11 protein-coding genes and 1 riboswitch are annotated in these 14,661 nt (G+C 73.4%); of the genes, 10 read left to right on the top strand and 1 reads right to left on the bottom strand.

The window, feature by feature from the left end; genetic code table 11:
* Positions 1–10: 10 nt before the first annotated feature.
* Positions 11–673, bottom strand: a complete 663-nt coding sequence (locus ACFC8N_RS28555) for a class II aldolase/adducin family protein (RefSeq protein ID WP_376290932.1) — start codon at positions 671–673, stop codon at positions 11–13.
* Between the two features lie 268 nt (positions 674–941).
* Between ACFC8N_RS28555 and ACFC8N_RS28550 the strand changes: the two genes are divergently transcribed.
* The 10 genes from ACFC8N_RS28550 to cobI all read left to right on the top strand — a co-directional run bounded on the left by ACFC8N_RS28550 (position 942) and on the right by cobI (position 14,593).
* Positions 942–1,685: a lysozyme gene (locus tag ACFC8N_RS28550; RefSeq protein ID WP_356031027.1), complete on the top strand. Its 744-nt coding sequence runs from the start codon at positions 942–944 to the stop codon at positions 1,683–1,685.
* A 156-nt stretch (positions 1,686–1,841) separates the two neighbouring features.
* Complete coding sequence (locus ACFC8N_RS28545; RefSeq protein ID WP_356031025.1) at positions 1,842–3,113, top strand: inorganic phosphate transporter; 1,272 nt, start codon at positions 1,842–1,844, stop codon at positions 3,111–3,113.
* Between the two features lie 34 nt (positions 3,114–3,147).
* Positions 3,148–3,375 (top strand): hypothetical protein, encoded by a 228-nt coding sequence (locus tag ACFC8N_RS28540; protein ID WP_356031024.1) that lies wholly within the window; start codon positions 3,148–3,150, stop codon positions 3,373–3,375.
* 144 nt (positions 3,376–3,519) lie between these two features.
* A riboswitch (cobalamin riboswitch) is annotated at positions 3,520–3,654 on the top strand.
* 97 nt (positions 3,655–3,751) lie between these two features.
* Positions 3,752–4,714, top strand: coding sequence for a cobalamin biosynthesis protein (locus ACFC8N_RS28535; RefSeq protein ID WP_376290928.1), 963 nt, complete (start codon positions 3,752–3,754; stop codon positions 4,712–4,714).
* The gene (locus ACFC8N_RS28530) at positions 4,711–6,219 is read left to right on the top strand and encodes a cobyric acid synthase (RefSeq protein ID WP_362818896.1); all 1,509 of its coding nucleotides are present in this window, start codon (positions 4,711–4,713) and stop codon (positions 6,217–6,219) included. Before ACFC8N_RS28535 ends, ACFC8N_RS28530 begins: the two co-directional genes overlap by 4 nt.
* Complete coding sequence (gene cobN, locus ACFC8N_RS28525; protein ID WP_376290925.1) at positions 6,216–9,866, top strand: cobaltochelatase subunit CobN; 3,651 nt, start codon at positions 6,216–6,218, stop codon at positions 9,864–9,866. The genes ACFC8N_RS28530 and cobN overlap by 4 nt, the downstream gene beginning before the upstream one ends.
* The gene (locus tag ACFC8N_RS28520; RefSeq protein WP_376290923.1) at positions 9,863–11,872 is read left to right on the top strand and encodes a putative cobaltochelatase; all 2,010 of its coding nucleotides are present in this window, start codon (positions 9,863–9,865) and stop codon (positions 11,870–11,872) included. The genes cobN and ACFC8N_RS28520 overlap by 4 nt, the downstream gene beginning before the upstream one ends.
* On the top strand, positions 11,872–12,471 hold the full coding sequence (cobO, locus tag ACFC8N_RS28515; protein ID WP_356031017.1) for a cob(I)yrinic acid a,c-diamide adenosyltransferase: 600 nt from the start codon (positions 11,872–11,874) through the stop codon (positions 12,469–12,471). Before ACFC8N_RS28520 ends, cobO begins: the two co-directional genes overlap by 1 nt.
* A complete protein-coding gene (locus ACFC8N_RS28510; protein WP_376290921.1) occupies positions 12,471–13,847 on the top strand; it encodes a cobyrinate a,c-diamide synthase in 1,377 nt (458 codons plus the stop codon). Before cobO ends, ACFC8N_RS28510 begins: the two co-directional genes overlap by 1 nt.
* Positions 13,844–14,593 carry a precorrin-2 C(20)-methyltransferase gene (cobI, locus tag ACFC8N_RS28505; RefSeq protein ID WP_356031015.1) on the top strand — a complete coding sequence of 250 codons (750 nt, stop codon included), beginning with the start codon at positions 13,844–13,846 and terminating at the stop codon, positions 14,591–14,593. The genes ACFC8N_RS28510 and cobI overlap by 4 nt, the downstream gene beginning before the upstream one ends.
* Positions 14,594–14,661 lie beyond the last annotated feature (68 nt).

Genomic DNA, 14,661 nt, shown 5'->3' with positions numbered 1-14,661 from the left:
CGCGCCGTGCTCACTTCCGCTGCCCGTACCCGCGCAACTTCTCGCTCGCCTCGGCCAGTTGGGCCCCGGTCAGCAGGGACGGGGTCAGGCCCGGCACGCTGGACGCCGTCAGCCACAGGCGGCACATCCACTCCAGTTGGGCGGTGCGGTCGTAGGCCTGGCCGAGGGTGGTGCCGTAGGTGATCGTGCCGTGGTTCTGGAGGAGGCAGCCGGAGCGGTCGGTGAGGGCGCGGAGCATGTTCCCGGCCAGTTCGTCGGTGCCGTAGGTGGCGTAGGGGGCGACCCGGACGGGGCCGCCGAGGGCGCCGGCCATGTAGTGGACGAGCGGGAGTTCGGGGACGAGCGTGGAGACCGCGGTGGCGTGCACGGCGTGGGTGTGGACGATCGCGCGGGCGTCGGTCGTGCGGTAGACGGCGAGATGCAGGGGCAGCTCGCTGGTCGGCACCAGGGTGCCGAGCACCTGGCGGCCGGTGAGGTCGACGCAGGTGAGGTCGTCCGGGGTGAGCCGGTCGTAGGGGACGCCCGACGGGGTCACCAGCACGTGGTCCCCGACGCGCGCCGAGACGTTGCCCGAGGTGCCGACCACGAGTCCGTCGGTTACGGTTCGCCGCGCCGTCGCGACCAGCTCCGTCCACGTGTGTTCCAGTTCCTCGTCCCACCGCTGCTCAGCCATGCCGTGATCCTGCCAGCCGCACGGCCCGGACGTGGCGATTCCGGAGCGCACGGGGACCCGCGAGCGACCCGTGACGGGCGCGTGAGGGGCGCGCGAAGGACGCACCGGGGGTCGCCCGGAAGGCGCCCGCGGCCGGAATCACCTACCCCCGAATGGGCGGAGTTCATATCGAATCGCTCGGAAATGGCACAAATTTGACGCTCGTCAGGCCTTGAATGATCCCTCTTGCTCGCCGGACGCCACGCCGTCCGCCGACCCGGGGAGACACATGGCCCGTGTACGCACTCTTCTCCGTCGCCGCGCCGGTGCCCTCGCCGCGATCACGGCGGCACTCGCCCTCGCGGTGTCCGCGGCCGGCCCCCCGGCCGCGGCCTCGGGCCTGCCCCGGGGGCACGACGTCTCCTCGCACCAGAAGCACGTCGGCTGGAACGCGGCCCGGGACAACGGCGCGCGGTTCGTCTACGTCAAGGCGACCGAGGCGACGAGCTACCGCAACCCCTACTTCGACGAGCAGTACGGCGGCGCCCGCGCGGCGGGCCTGGTGCGGGGCGCGTACCACTTCGCGCTGCCGGACAGCTCCTCCGGCACGGCGCAGGCCCGGTACTTCGTGCGGCACGGCGGCGACTGGCGGGCGGACGGCTGGACCCTGCCGCCCGCGCTCGACGTCGAATACAACCCGTACAGCAAGAAGCGCAAGTGCTACGGGCTGACGAAGAAGCAGATGGTCCGCTGGATCCGGTCCTTCAGCGACGAGGTGAGGAACGAGACCGGGCGCCGTCCGGTGATCTACACCACCGCCCAGTGGTGGAGGCTGTGCACCGGCGACAGCGCCGCGTTCTCGTCCAGCAACCCGCTGTGGATCGCCGGGCACGGCACCTCCGGACCGGGGGCGCTGCCGGGCGGCTGGCAGTACTGGACGTTCTGGCAGCACGCCACCGACGGCGCCCTGCCGGGTGACCAGGATCTCTTCAACGGCTCGGCCGGCCGGCTGCGGACCTTCGCGCGCGGCTGACAGCCATGGGGCGCCGGGGGTGCGGGCGACGGGCGGAGACGAACGGAACCTCATCCGCCCGCCCAGGACACCGCCACGCCCGCCTCAGTTCACCTTCCGTTCATCCAGGTTGCCTACGTTCGTCCAGCCAATGACCTCGAACGATTGCCTGGGTAAATGGAAAGCTTCTCGCTGATCCTCGCGATTGTGGTGGTAACCGCACTCGCGTTTGATTTCACGAACGGTTTCCACGACACCGCCAACGCGATGGCCACCACCATCTCGACAGGCGCCCTGAAGCCCAAGATCGCAGTTGCCATGTCGGCCACCCTGAACCTGGTCGGCGCCTTCCTGTCCGTGGAGGTCGCGAACACGATCTCCAAGGGACTCGTCGACGAGAAGGGCATCCGGCCCGAGGTCATCTTCGCCGCACTGGTCGGCGCGATCCTCTGGAACCTGGTGACCTGGCTGGTGGGCCTCCCGTCCAGTTCCTCGCACGCCCTGATGGGCGGTCTGATCGGCGCCACGATCGCCTCCGCCGGCCTCGGTGCCGTGCACGGCGACGTGCTGGTGACCAAGGTGCTGCTCCCGGCGATCGCCGCGCCGATCGTCGCGGGCCTCGCGGCCATGATCGCCACCCGGCTGTCGTACGGCGTCGACAGCACGACCGAGGGCAGGGCCGAGAGCGAGTCCTCCCGCAAGGGCTACCGCGTCGGCCAGATCGCCTCCGCCGGTCTGGTCTCCCTGGCCCACGGCACCAACGACGCCCAGAAGACGATGGGCATCATCACCCTCGCGCTGATCGCGGGCGGCGCCATCGCGCCCGGCTCGAACCCTCCCACCTGGGTGATCCTCTCCGCCGGCCTGGCCATCGCGCTCGGCACCTACATCGGCGGCTGGCGCATCATCCGCACCATGGGCACGGGCCTGACCGACCTGGAGCCGCGCCAGGGATTCGCCGCCCAGACCAGCGCCGCGACCGCCATCCTGGCCTCCTCCCACCTGGGCTTCTCCCTGTCCACCACGCACGTCGTCTCCGGCGCGGTGATGGGCACCGGCGTCGGCCGCAAGGGCGGTGTGGTCCGCTGGTCCACCGCGACCCGCATGCTGGTCGCCTGGATCCTCACGCTCCCGGCCGCCGCGCTGGTCGGCGCGGGCGCCGAGTCCGTCACGGACCTCGGCGACTGGGGCACCGCCGCGGTCGCCGTCTTCCTGGTCGCGTCCAGCGCCGCGATCTGGAAGATCTCCCGCCGCGAGGTCGTCGACCACACCAACGTCGTCGAGGAGACCGCGGAGCCGGCCGGTGTGGTGACCACCGCCATCGCCGCGGTGGCCCCGCCCCCCTCGGGGACGATCGGCGAGGACCTGACGGCCACGATCCCCGCCCCGGCCGCCACCGAGACCGCGGCCGCCGCCGCCCAGGCCGCTCCCCCGGCCGCCACCGTCTGACCCCGGCCCCCTCGGTTACCAAGGAAGCATCCCCATGAAGATCGACTGGTCGGCCATCGGCTCCGTCTTCGGCGTCAGCCTCGTGTTCACGGTGGGCCTCGTGGTCCTGTTCACCCTCGGCATCAGGGGCCTGACCCGGCGCGAGCGGGCCGCGGCCCAGGGCGACTCCGCCGCCCTCGCCGTCACCGGCGCCTACGTCTGCTTCGCGGCCTGCGCGGCGGCGGTGGCGTACGGCATCGTCCTGATCGTCTCCAAGAGCTGACACAACGACACCGGCGAAGGCTCCCCCGCGTCCTGGACGCGGGGGAGCCTTCGCCGTGCCGGTCGGTCGGTCACGCGCGCCCCGCGATGTGGGGATCGGCACACTCTCCCCGTGCAGGTCAACAGCAAGTTGACGGCCGTTCCGGGCCCGTGGTGGACTGCCGGGGCCATGTACGGCGGCAGGAGAGGAAGCCGGTGCGAATCCGGCGCGGTCCCGCCACTGTCACCGGGGAAGAACCCCCGGGAGCCAGGAACTCTCACCGCCGAATCTCGTCGAACCAGGGCGCGGACACCCTGAGTGAGGACACCGATCGCCATGCCCGGCTGCCGAAGGACCCGTACCAGGCCCGCTCCCGCACCCACGGCCGGCTGAGCCCATGGGTGCCGATCGCTCCTACGCGTACGGCGCCGCCGCCGGCCTCCTCGGTGACCTGCTCCTCGGCGACCCCCGCCGCGGGCATCCGGTCGCCGCGTTCGGGCGGGCGGCCGCTGCCGTGGAAGGCGTGTTGTGGCGCGACCACCGCGGCTGGGGCACGCTGCACACCGTCGTGTGCGCGGGCGGCGCCGTCGCACTCGGCGCGGCCGCCGCACGCGCCGTACGCCCCTGCCCCGCCGCCTCCGCCGCGCTGACCGCCTCCGCCGTCTGGTCCGTCGTGGGCGGCACCTCGCTCGCCCGCGAGGCCCGCACGATCGGCCGGGCGCTGGAGCGCGGGGACGTCGAGGCGGCCCGCGCCCGGCTGCCCCACCTGTGCGGCCGGGACCCCCAGTCGCTGGACGCCGACGGGATCGCCCGGGCCGTGGTCGAGTCCGTCGCCGAGAACACCTCCGACGCCGTCGTGGGCGCCCTGGTCTGGGGCGCCGTGGCCGGGGTGCCGGGGCTGCTCGGCTTCCGGGCCGTCAACACCCTGGACGCGATGGTGGGTCACAGGTCCCCGCGCCACCGCCGCTACGGCTGGGCCTCCGCCCGCCTCGACGACGTGGCCGGCTGGCCGGGGGCCCGGCTGACCGCCGTGCTCGCCGCCGTCGCCGGACCCGACCCGCGCGGTGCCCTGCGCGCCTGGCGGGCCGACGCCCGCAAGCACCCGAGCCCCAACGCCGGGCCCGTGGAGGCATCGTTCGCGGGAGCGCTCGGCGTCCGCCTGGGCGGGACGCTCTCCTACGGCGGACGCGTCGAGCACCGGCCCGTGCTGGGCGGGGACACCGGGCGGGCCGTCCGGGTCGCCGACATCGACCGGGCCGCCCGGCTCTCCCGCCGCGTCGGCCTGCTCGCGCTCGGCACGACGGTCGCCGCGCGCCTGATCGTCAGCAGCTTCAAGAGCCCGAAGGGACGTGGGAAGTGAACGGGGGACTCCTCGTCGCCGGCACCACCTCGGACGCCGGCAAGAGCGTCGTGACGGCCGGGATCTGCCGGTGGCTGGTGCGCCAGGGCGTGAAGGTCGCGCCGTTCAAGGCGCAGAACATGTCGCTCAACTCCTTCGTGACCCGGGAGGGCGCGGAGATCGGCCGGGCGCAGGCCATGCAGGCGCAGGCGTGCCGGGTCGAGCCGACCGCGCTGATGAACCCGGTGCTGCTGAAGCCGGGGGGCGAACAGAGCAGCCAGGTCGTGCTGCTGGGCCGGCCGGTGGGCGAGCTGAGCGCACGCGGCTACCACGGCGGGCGGCAGCAGAAGCTGCTCGGCACGGTGCTGGACTGCCTCGCCGAGTTGCGGGGCACGTATGACGCGGTGATCTGTGAGGGGGCGGGCAGCCCGGCCGAGATCAACCTGCGCCGGACCGACATCGTGAACATGGGGATCGCGCGGAACGCGCGACTGCCCGTGCTCGTGGTCGGCGACATCGACCGCGGGGGCGTCTTCGCCTCCTTCTTCGGCACCGTCGCGCTGCTCTCGCCCGAGGACCAGGAGCTGGTCGCCGGATTCCTGGTGAACAAGTTCCGGGGCGATGTCTCGCTGCTGGCACCGGGGTTGGACATGCTCCGGAACCTCACCGGGCGGCGCACCTACGGCGTTCTCCCCTTCCGGCACGGCCTCGGCATCGACGAGGAGGACGGCCTGCGCGTGTCGCTGCGCGGCACGGTCCGCGAGTCGGCCGTCGCTCCCCCGGTCGGCGAGGACGTGCTGCGCGTCGCCGTGTGCGCGATCCCGCTGATGTCCAACTTCACGGACGTGGACGCGCTCGCCGCCGAACCGGGCGTCGTGGTGCGGTTCGTGGACCGCCCGGAGGAGCTGGCGGACGCGGACCTGGCGGTGATCCCGGGCACGCGCGGGACCGTACGGGCTCTTCAGTGGCTGCGGGAGCGCGGACTGGCGGAGGCGCTCGTCGCAAGGGCCGCCGAAGGCCGCCCCGTTCTCGGCATCTGCGGCGGCTTCCAGATCCTCGGCGAGCACATCGAGGACGAGGTCGAGAGCCGCGAGGGGCATGTGGCCGGCCTGGGGATCCTGCCCGTACGGGTGCGGTTCGCCCCCGAGAAGACCCTGACCCGGCCGGAAGGGGAGGCCCTCGGCGAGCGGGTCGAGGGGTACGAGATCCACCACGGCGTCGCCTCCATGGAGGGGGGAGAACCCTTCCTCGACGGCTGCCGGGTCGGCCAGACCTGGGGCACCCACTGGCACGGCTCGCTGGAGTCGGACGGCTTCCGGCGGGCCTTCCTGCGCGAGGTGGCCGCCGCCGCGGGCCGCCGCTTCGTGCCCGCGCCGGACACCTCCTTCGCCGCGCTGCGCGAGGAGCAGCTCGACCGGCTCGGCGACCTGATCGAACAGCACGCGGACACGGACGCGCTGTGGCGGCTCATCGAGTCGGGCGCGCCGCAAGGACTGCCTTTCATTCCACCGGGAGCGCCCGCATGAGCACAGTGTTGTTGTTGTCCACCGCCGACACGGACCTGCTGGCGGCCCGGGCCTCCGGCGCGGACTTCCGCATCGGCAACCCGACCCGGGTGGACGTCCGGCAGGAGCTGCCGGGGCTGCTGGACGGCGCGGACCTCGCCGTCGTACGGCTGCTCGGCGGCAAGCGCGCCTGGGAGGACGGGCTCGCCGCGCTGAAGGCGGCCGGGATCCCGACGGTGCTGCTGGGCGGCGAGGCCGTGCCGGACGCGGAGCTGATGGCCGAGTCCTCGGTGCCGGCCGGTGTGGTCGCGGAGGCGCTGAAGTACCTGGTCGAGGGCGGCCCGGCGAACCTGCTGGAGCTGTCCCGGTTCCTGTCGGACACCGTGCTGCTGACCGGCGAGGGCTTCGAGGAGCCGCACAGGATGCCGGAGTACGGCGTCCACGGCTCGTACGCGGCTCGGGACGGCCGGCCGACCGTGGGCGTGCTCTTCTACCGGGCGCACGAACTGAGCGGCAACACCGCCTTCGTGGACACCCTGTGCGAGGCGATCGAGGCGAAGGGCGCGAACGCCCTGCCGGTGTACTGCGGTTCGCTGCGCGGCGCGGACGCCGGGCTGTACGAGCTGCTGGGCCGGGCCGACGCGCTGGTCGCGACCGTGCTGGCGGCGGGCGGCACGCACGCGTCGCAGGCCTCGGCGGGCGGCGACGAGGAGTCCTGGGACATCGGTGCCCTCGCCGACCTGGACATCCCGGTGCTGCAGGGCCTGTGCCTCACCTCGTCGAAGAAGGCCTGGGACGAGTCGGACGCCGCCCTGTCCCCCATGGACGCGGCCATGCAGGTCGCCATCCCGGAGTTCGACGGCCGGCTGATCACCGTGCCCTTCTCCTTCAAGGAGCAGGGTCCGGACGAGGTCCCGGTGTACGTCGCCGACCCCGAGCGGGCCGCGCGGGTGGCCGGGATCGCCCTGCGCCACGCCCGGTTGAAGCACAAGCCGAACGCCGAGAAGAAGGTCGCGCTGGTCTTCACCGCGTACCCGACCAAGCACTCGCGGGTCGGCAACGCGGTCGGTCTGGACACGCCCGCGTCGGCGGTGCGGGTGCTGGACGCGTTGCGGGACGCCGGGTACGGGCTCGCCGAATACCCCGACAACGGCGATGAGTTGATCCACCGGCTGATCGAGGCCGGCGGCCATGACGTGGAGTGGCTGACCGAGGAGCAGCTGGCCGCCGCGCCCGCCCGGGTACCGCTGGCGGACTACCGGGCGTGGTTCGAGAAGCTGGACCCGCAGTTGCGAGACGCGATGACCGAGGCGTGGGGCGAGCCGCCGGGCAGCCTGTACGTCGACGGTGAGGACATCGTGCTGGCGTCCCTTCGGTTCGGGAACGTCGTCGTGATGATCCAGCCGCCGCGCGGCTTCGGGGAGAACCCGATCGCGATCTACCACGACCCCGACATGCCGCCCTCGCACCACTACATGGCGGCGTACAGGTGGCTCGAAAACTCGTTCGGCGCGGACGCGATCGTGCACATGGGCAAGCACGGCACGATGGAGTGGCTGCCGGGCAAGGGCCTTGGCCTGAGCGCCGGCTGCGCCCCGGACGCGGTCCTCGGCGATCTCCCCCTCGTCTACCCGTTCATCGTCAACGACCCCGGTGAGGGCACCCAGGCCAAGCGGCGCGGGCACGCCACGGTCGTCGACCACCTGGTGCCGCCGATGGCCCGCGCCGACACCTACGGCGACCTGGCCAAGCTGGAGCAGCTGCTGGACGAGTACGCGCTCGTCTCCGATCTGGACCCGGCCAAGGCCCCGGCCGTGCGGGCCCAGATCTGGACACTGGTCAAGGCGGCCGAGCTGCACCACGACCTGCATGTGGACGAGCAGCCGGACGACGCCGCCTTCGACGAGTTCGTCATGCACATCGACGGCTATCTGTGCGAGATCAAGGACGTGCAGATCCGCGACGGTCTGCACATCCTGGGCGGCGGCCCGGTCGGCGAGCCGCGCGTGAACCTGGTGCTGGCCGTGCTGCGGGCGTCCCAGGTGTGGGGCGGGCAGGCGAACGCCCTGCCGGGCCTCAGGGCCGCGCTGGCGGCACACTTCGGGCTGGTCGAGAAGGAGCTGCTGGCCGAGCCGGGCGCACCGGTGAAGGTGCCGGTGGAGCTGACGGACCTGGCCGAGGGTCCGTCCCGTACGGCCGCCGACGCGATCGACCTGCTGGAGCAGCTGTGCCGGGGGATCGCGGAGGGGATGGAGGCGCGGGCGTGGGACCGCGCGGTGGTCCCCGCCGTCCTGCGGGGCGTGCTCGGCACCGAACTCCCGGACGCCGTGCGGGTGTTGGAGTTCGCGTGCGACGAGGTCGTCCCCCGGCTCGCGCGCACCACGGACGAGATCGGGCACATCCTGCGGGCGCTGGACGGCGGTTACGTCCCGGCGGGTCCGTCGGGCTCGCCGACCCGTGGCCTCGTGAACGTCCTGCCGACCGGCCGTAACTTCTACTCGGTCGACCCCAAGGCCATTCCGTCCAGGCTGAGTTGGGAGGTCGGCCAGTCGCTGGCCGACTCGCTGGTGCAGCGGTACCTCCAGGACACGGGCGAGTACCCGAAGTCCGTCGGCCTGACGGTCTGGGGCACCTCCGCGATGCGCACCCAGGGCGACGACATCGCCGAGATCCTGGCGCTGCTGGGCTGCCGCCCGGTGTGGGACGACGCCTCGCGCCGGGTGACGGGCTTCGAGATCGTGCCCCCGGCGGAGCTGGGCCGGCCGCGCATCGACGTCACGGTCCGCATCTCCGGCTTCTTCCGGGACGCGTTCCCGCACGTCGTCGGGCTGATCGACGACGCGGTGCGGGCCGTGGCGGAGCTGGACGAGCCCGCCGGGAGCAACTACGTGAAGGCGCACGCCGACGAGGACACCGCCGAGCACGGCGACCGGCGCCGCGCGACGGCCCGCGTCTTCGGCTCGAAGCCGGGCGCGTACGGCGCCGGTCTGCTCCCGCTGATCGACGCCCGCAACTGGCGCTCCGACGCGGACCTCGCGGAGGTGTACGCGGTCTGGGGCGGCTACGCCTACGGGCGCGGGCTGGACGGACGGGCGGCGCGCGGCGACATGGAGACCGCGTTCAGGCGGATCGCGGTGGCGGCGAAGAACGTCGACACCCGCGAGCACGACCTGGTCGACGCGGACGACTACTTCCAGTACCACGGCGGCATGGTCGCCATGGTCCGGCATCTGACCGGCGCCAACCCCGAGGCGTACGTGGGCGATTCGGCCGTACCCGACCAGGTGCGGACGCGGACGCTGGGCGAGGAGACGCACCGCGTCTTCCGGGCCCGGGTGGTCAACCCGCGCTGGATGGCGGCCATGCGCCGGCACGGCTACAAGGGCGCCTTCGAGATGGCGGCGACCGTGGACTACCTGTTCGGCTACGACGCCACGGCCGGCGTGGTGGACGACTGGATGTACGAGAAGCTCAGCGCGGAGTACGTCTTCGACCCGGAGAACCGGGACTTCATGAAGAAGTCCAACCCGTGGGCGCTGCGGGGCATCACCGAGCGGCTCCTGGAGGCCGCGGACCGGGGCCTGTGGGCCGAGCCGGACGCGGACACGCTGGAGCGGCTGCGCGCCACCTATCTGGAGCTGGAAGGCGACCTGGAGGGAGACCAGTGAGCACCCCCTTCCCCTTTACGGCCGTTGTCGGCCAGGACGACCTGCGGCTCGCGCTGCTGCTGAACGCCGTGTCCCCGGCGGTCGGCGGTGTGCTGGTGCGCGGCGAGAAGGGCACGGCCAAGTCGACGGCCGTACGCGCCCTTTCGGCGCTGCTGCCCGACGTGGCCGTCGTCCCCGGCTGCCGGTTCTCCTGCGCCCCGGCGGCACCGGACCCGGACTGCCCCGACGGCCCGCACGAGCCGGCACCGGGTACGGCACGGCCGGCCCGGATGGTCGAGCTGCCCGTCGGCGCCTCCGAGGACCGGCTGGTCGGCGCGCTCGACATCGAGCGGGCCCTCGCGGAGGGCGTGAAGGCGTTCGAGCCGGGCCTGCTGGCCGACGCGCACCGGGGCATCCTGTACGTCGACGAGGTCAACCTCCTCCACGACCACCTGGTCGACCTGCTGCTGGACGCGGCGGCGATGGGTGCCTCGTACGTGGAGCGCGAGGGCGTCTCCGTGCGGCACGCGGCCCGGTTCCTGCTCGTCGGCACGATGAACCCCGAGGAGGGCGAGCTGCGGCCGCAGCTGCTGGACCGGTTCGGGCTGACCGTGGAGGTCGCGGCCTCCCGCGAGCCCGACCAGCGGGTGGAGGTCGTACGGCGCCGGCTGGCGTACGACGACGACCCGGCCGGCTTCGCCGCACGGTGGGCGGACGAGGAGGCCGCGGTCCGCGGGCGGATCGTGGCGGCACGGGAGTTGCTGCCGCAGGTGCGCCTCGGCGACGGCGCGCTGCGGCAGATCGCGGCGACCTGCGCGGCCTTCGAGGTGGACGGCATGCGGGCCGACATCGTGATGGCCCGTACGGCGACCGCGCTGGCCGCGTGGGCCGGGCGGACGGACGTGCTGGCGGAGGACGTACGGCAGGCGGCGCTGCTCGCGCTGCCGCACCGCAGGCGCCGTAACCCCTTCGACGCGCCCGGTCTGGACGAGGACAAGCTCGACGAGACGCTGGAGGAGTTCTCCGGCGAGTCCCCCGAGGACGATCCCGACCCCGACGGTCCCGGTGGGGGCGGTGGCCGGCCTCGGCCCGACTCCGGTCCGCACGGGGGCGGGGACACGTCCGCGCGCCCGGAGACGGGTGAGGACGGGGAACCACAGGCGTCCGGGTCGCCCCGGGAGCAGTCGGCCGTACGGGCCGCCGAGCCGTTCCGCACCAAGGTGCTGAGCGTGCCCGGGATCGGCGAGGGTGCCGCCGGGCGGCGCTCGCGGGCGCGCACCGAGCACGGCCGGACCACCGGGTCCCGGCGGCCGCGGGGCGCGCTGACCAAGCTGCACCTGGCCGCCACCGTGCAGGCCGCGGCCCCGTACCAGCGGGCGCGCGGCCGGTCCGGACCGGGGCTGGTGATCCGCCGGGACGATCTGCGGCAGGCGACGCGGGAGGGGCGCGAGGGCAACCTCGTGCTGTTCGTGGTCGACGCCTCGGGCTCGATGGCGGCGCGGCAGCGGATGGGCGCGGTGAAGGGCGCGGTGCTGTCGCTGCTGCTGGACGCGTATCAGCGGCGGGACAAGGTGGGACTGGTGACGTTCCGGGGGGCGGGAGCGGATGTCGCGCTGCCGCCGACCTCGTCCGTGGACGCGGCCGCCGTACGGCTGGAGTCGCTGCCGACGGGCGGTCGTACGCCGCTGGCGGCCGGGCTGCTCAAGGCGCACGAGGTGCTGCGGGTGGAGCGGCTGCGGGATCCGGCGCGCAGGGCGCTGGTGGTCGTGGTGACCGACGGGCGGGCGACGGGTGGTCCGGAGCCGGTGGCGCTGGCCGGGCGGGCGGCGCGGCTGTTCGCGGCCGAGGGGGTCGCGTCGGTGGTCGTGGACTGCGAGTCGGGGCCGGTGCGGCTCGGGCTCGCCGGGCAGCTCGCGGGTGAGCTGGGCGGTGCGGCCGTCACGCTGGACGAGCTGCGGGCGGACTCGATCGCCGGGCTGGTCAGGGATGTGCAGGGGACGCACGGGACGTCGAGGAGGGCCGCGTAGTGCCACAGGGACAGCCGAGTGTCGTGCCGGACGACGGTCTGACGACCCGTCAGCGGCGCAATCGCCCGCTGGTCGTCGTGCACACCGGGGTCGGCAAGGGCAAGTCCACCGCCGCGTTCGGGCTCGCGCTGCGCGCCTGGAACCAGGGGTGGCCGATCGGGGTGTTCCAGTTCGTCAAGTCGGCGAAGTGGAAGGTCGGCGAGGAGAACGCGCTGCGCGTGCTCGGCGCCTCCGGCGAGGGCGGCACCGTCGACTGGCACAAGATGGGCGAGGGCTGGTCGTGGGTCCAGCGCGACGCCCAGATGGACAACGAGGAGAAGGCCCGGGAGGGCTGGGAGCAGGTCAAGCGGGACCTGGCGGCCGAGACGTACCGGCTGTACGTGCTGGACGAGTTCGCGTATCCCATGCACTGGGGCTGGGTGGACACCGACGAGGTCGTGGACGTGCTGCGGAACCGGCCGGGCACCCAGCACGTGGTGATCACCGGGCGGAACGCGCCGGAGAAGCTGGTGGACCTCGCGGATCTCGTCACCGACATGTCCAAGGTCAAGCACCCCATGGACGTGGGGCAGAAGGGCCAGAAGGGCATCGAGTGGTGATGTCGTCGATGCCACGGCTGGTCGTCGCCGCGCCCTCCTCGGGCAGCGGCAAGACCACCGTGGCCACGGGGCTGATGGCCGCGTTCGCCGCGCGGGGGCTCGCCGTGTCCCCGCACAAGGTCGGACCGGACTACATCGACCCCGGGTACCACGCGCTCGCGACCGGCCGGGTCGGGCGGAACCTGGACGCCTATCTGTGCGGGCCGGAGCTGGTCGCTCCGCTGTTCCTGCACGGGGCGCGGGGGTGCGACCTGGCCGTGGTCGAGGGTGTGATGGGGCTGTACGACGGGGCGGCGGGGGAAGGCGAGCTGGCCTCCACCGCCCATGTCGCGAAGCTGCTGCGGGCGCCGGTGGTGCTGGTGGTCGACGCGTCGTCGCAGTCCCGGTCGGTGGCGGCGCTGGTGCACGGGTTCGCTTCGTGGGATCCGGAGGTGCGGGTCGGGGGCGCGATCCTCAACAAGGTCGCCTCCGACCGCCATGAGGAGCTGCTGCGGGAGGCGTTGGACTCGGCCGGTGTGCCGGTGCTGGGTGTGCTGCGGCGGGTTGCCCAGGTGGATACGCCGTCGCGGCATCTGGGACTGGTGCCGGTTGCCGAGCGGCGCGGCGCGGCGGTCGAGGCCGTGGCCGCGATGGCCGCGCAGGTGGCGGCGGGCTGTGACCTGGCGGCGCTGGAGGGGCTTGCCCGGGCTGCCGGAGCCGTACCGGGGGACTCCGCCCCCTGGACCCCCGCCCTGCCCAGCCACGTCCACCCGACTCGCCCGGCTGAGAAGCGGACGCCTGTCGTGGCCGTCGCCGGCGGTCCCGCCTTCACCTTCTCCTACGCCGAGCACACCGAACTCCTCACCGCCGCCGGCGCCGAGGTCGTCACCTTCGACCCGCTGCGGGACGGGCAACTGCCCGAAGGCACCGCCGGGTTGGTGATCGGCGGCGGGTTCCCCGAGGTGTACGCCGGTGAGCTGTCGGCCAACGAGCCGCTGCGGAAGGCCGTGGCGGAACTGGCCCTCGGCGGTGCCCCCGTCGCGGCCGAGTGCGCCGGATTCCTCTACCTCTGCCGGGAGTTGGACGGGCAGCCCATGTGCGGGGTGCTCGATGCCACCGCGCGGATGTCGGAGCGGCTCACCCTCGGCTACCGGGACGCCGTGGCCGTCGGCGACAGTGTGCTGGCCGTCGCCGGGACACGGATGCGGGGACACGAGTTCCATCGCACGGTCGTCGAGCCGGGTGCCGGTGCGGCTCCCGCGTGGGGGGTCAGGACGCCCGTGCGGCGGGTGGAAGGTTTCGTACAGCGGGGCGTGCACGCGAGTTATCTGCACACGCACTGGGCGGCCGAGCCCGGTGTGGCCCATCGGTTCGTGGAGAGGTGCCGGACGTCATGAGCAGCAGGCTGATCGGAGTCGGGGTCGGTCCGGGTGACCCGGAGCTGGTGACGGTCAAGGGGGTCAACGCGCTGCGTGCGGCCGACGTCGTCGTCGTACCCGTCATGGCTGCGCCTGACGGAAGGGACGTGGGCGAGCCGGGCCGCGCCGAGGCGACCGTGTTGCACTACGTGCCCGTCGAGAAGGTCGTCCGGGTGGTGTTCGCGCTGAACGAGCGGACCGACCGGGCGCGCCGGGAGGCGGCCTGGGACGCGGCGGGCGGGCGGGTCGCCGCGCTGCTGCGGGAACACGGTTCCGTCGCCTTCGCCACGATCGGCGATCCCAACGTGTACTCGACGTTCACGTATCTCGCGCAGACCATCGTGGAGCTGGTGCCGGAGGTGATCGTGGAGACCGTGCCCGGGATCACCGCGATGCAGGATCTCGCGGCGCGCTCGGGTGCGGTGCTGACCGAGGGCACCGAGCCGCTGACCCTCGTACCGGTCACGGCCGGGTCCGCCGTGCTCAAGGACGCGCTGGCCGGGCCGGGAACGGTCGTGGCGTACAAGTTCGGCCGGCAGGCCGCGGAGGTGGCCGAGGCCCTCGCGGAGACCGGGCGGATCGGGGACGCCGTGTGGGGCTCGGCGCTCGGGCTGCCGGAGGAGTCGGTGCGGCCGGCCGCCGAGCTGGGCGCGGAGCCGCTGCCGTACCTCTCCACGCTGATCGCGCCCCCGCGCCGCGACGCCGGCCGAGGCGGCAAACTGTGACCCCTCCGGCCGGCCACCGGCCCGACCACCGATCCTGCGGGGCCAGCCGGATCGGCGGGGCCAGCCGG

Origin of the sequence: Streptomyces sp. NPDC055966, assembly GCF_042269865.1 — a bacterium.
GTDB lineage: Bacteria > Actinomycetota > Actinomycetes > Streptomycetales > Streptomycetaceae > Streptomyces.
Note: the sequence above shows the minus strand (reverse complement) of the source record. Positions and strands in the feature narration are given on the sequence as shown.

Excerpts from the sequence above, each read along its gene's own strand:
- ACFC8N_RS28555 (WP_376290932.1), bottom strand. The coding sequence starts at position 673 with ATGGCTGAGCAGCGGTGGGACGAGGAACTGGAACACACGTGGACGGAG.
- ACFC8N_RS28550 (WP_356031027.1), top strand. The coding sequence starts at position 942 with ATGGCCCGTGTACGCACTCTTCTCCGTCGCCGCGCCGGTGCCCTCGCC.
- ACFC8N_RS28545 (WP_356031025.1), top strand. The coding sequence starts at position 1,842 with ATGGAAAGCTTCTCGCTGATCCTCGCGATTGTGGTGGTAACCGCACTC.
- ACFC8N_RS28540 (WP_356031024.1), top strand. The coding sequence starts at position 3,148 with ATGAAGATCGACTGGTCGGCCATCGGCTCCGTCTTCGGCGTCAGCCTC.
- ACFC8N_RS28535 (WP_376290928.1), top strand. The coding sequence starts at position 3,752 with ATGGGTGCCGATCGCTCCTACGCGTACGGCGCCGCCGCCGGCCTCCTC.
- cobN (WP_376290925.1), top strand. The coding sequence starts at position 6,216 with ATGAGCACAGTGTTGTTGTTGTCCACCGCCGACACGGACCTGCTGGCG.
- ACFC8N_RS28510 (WP_376290921.1), top strand. The coding sequence starts at position 12,471 with ATGTCGTCGATGCCACGGCTGGTCGTCGCCGCGCCCTCCTCGGGCAGC.
- cobI (WP_356031015.1), top strand. The coding sequence starts at position 13,844 with ATGAGCAGCAGGCTGATCGGAGTCGGGGTCGGTCCGGGTGACCCGGAG.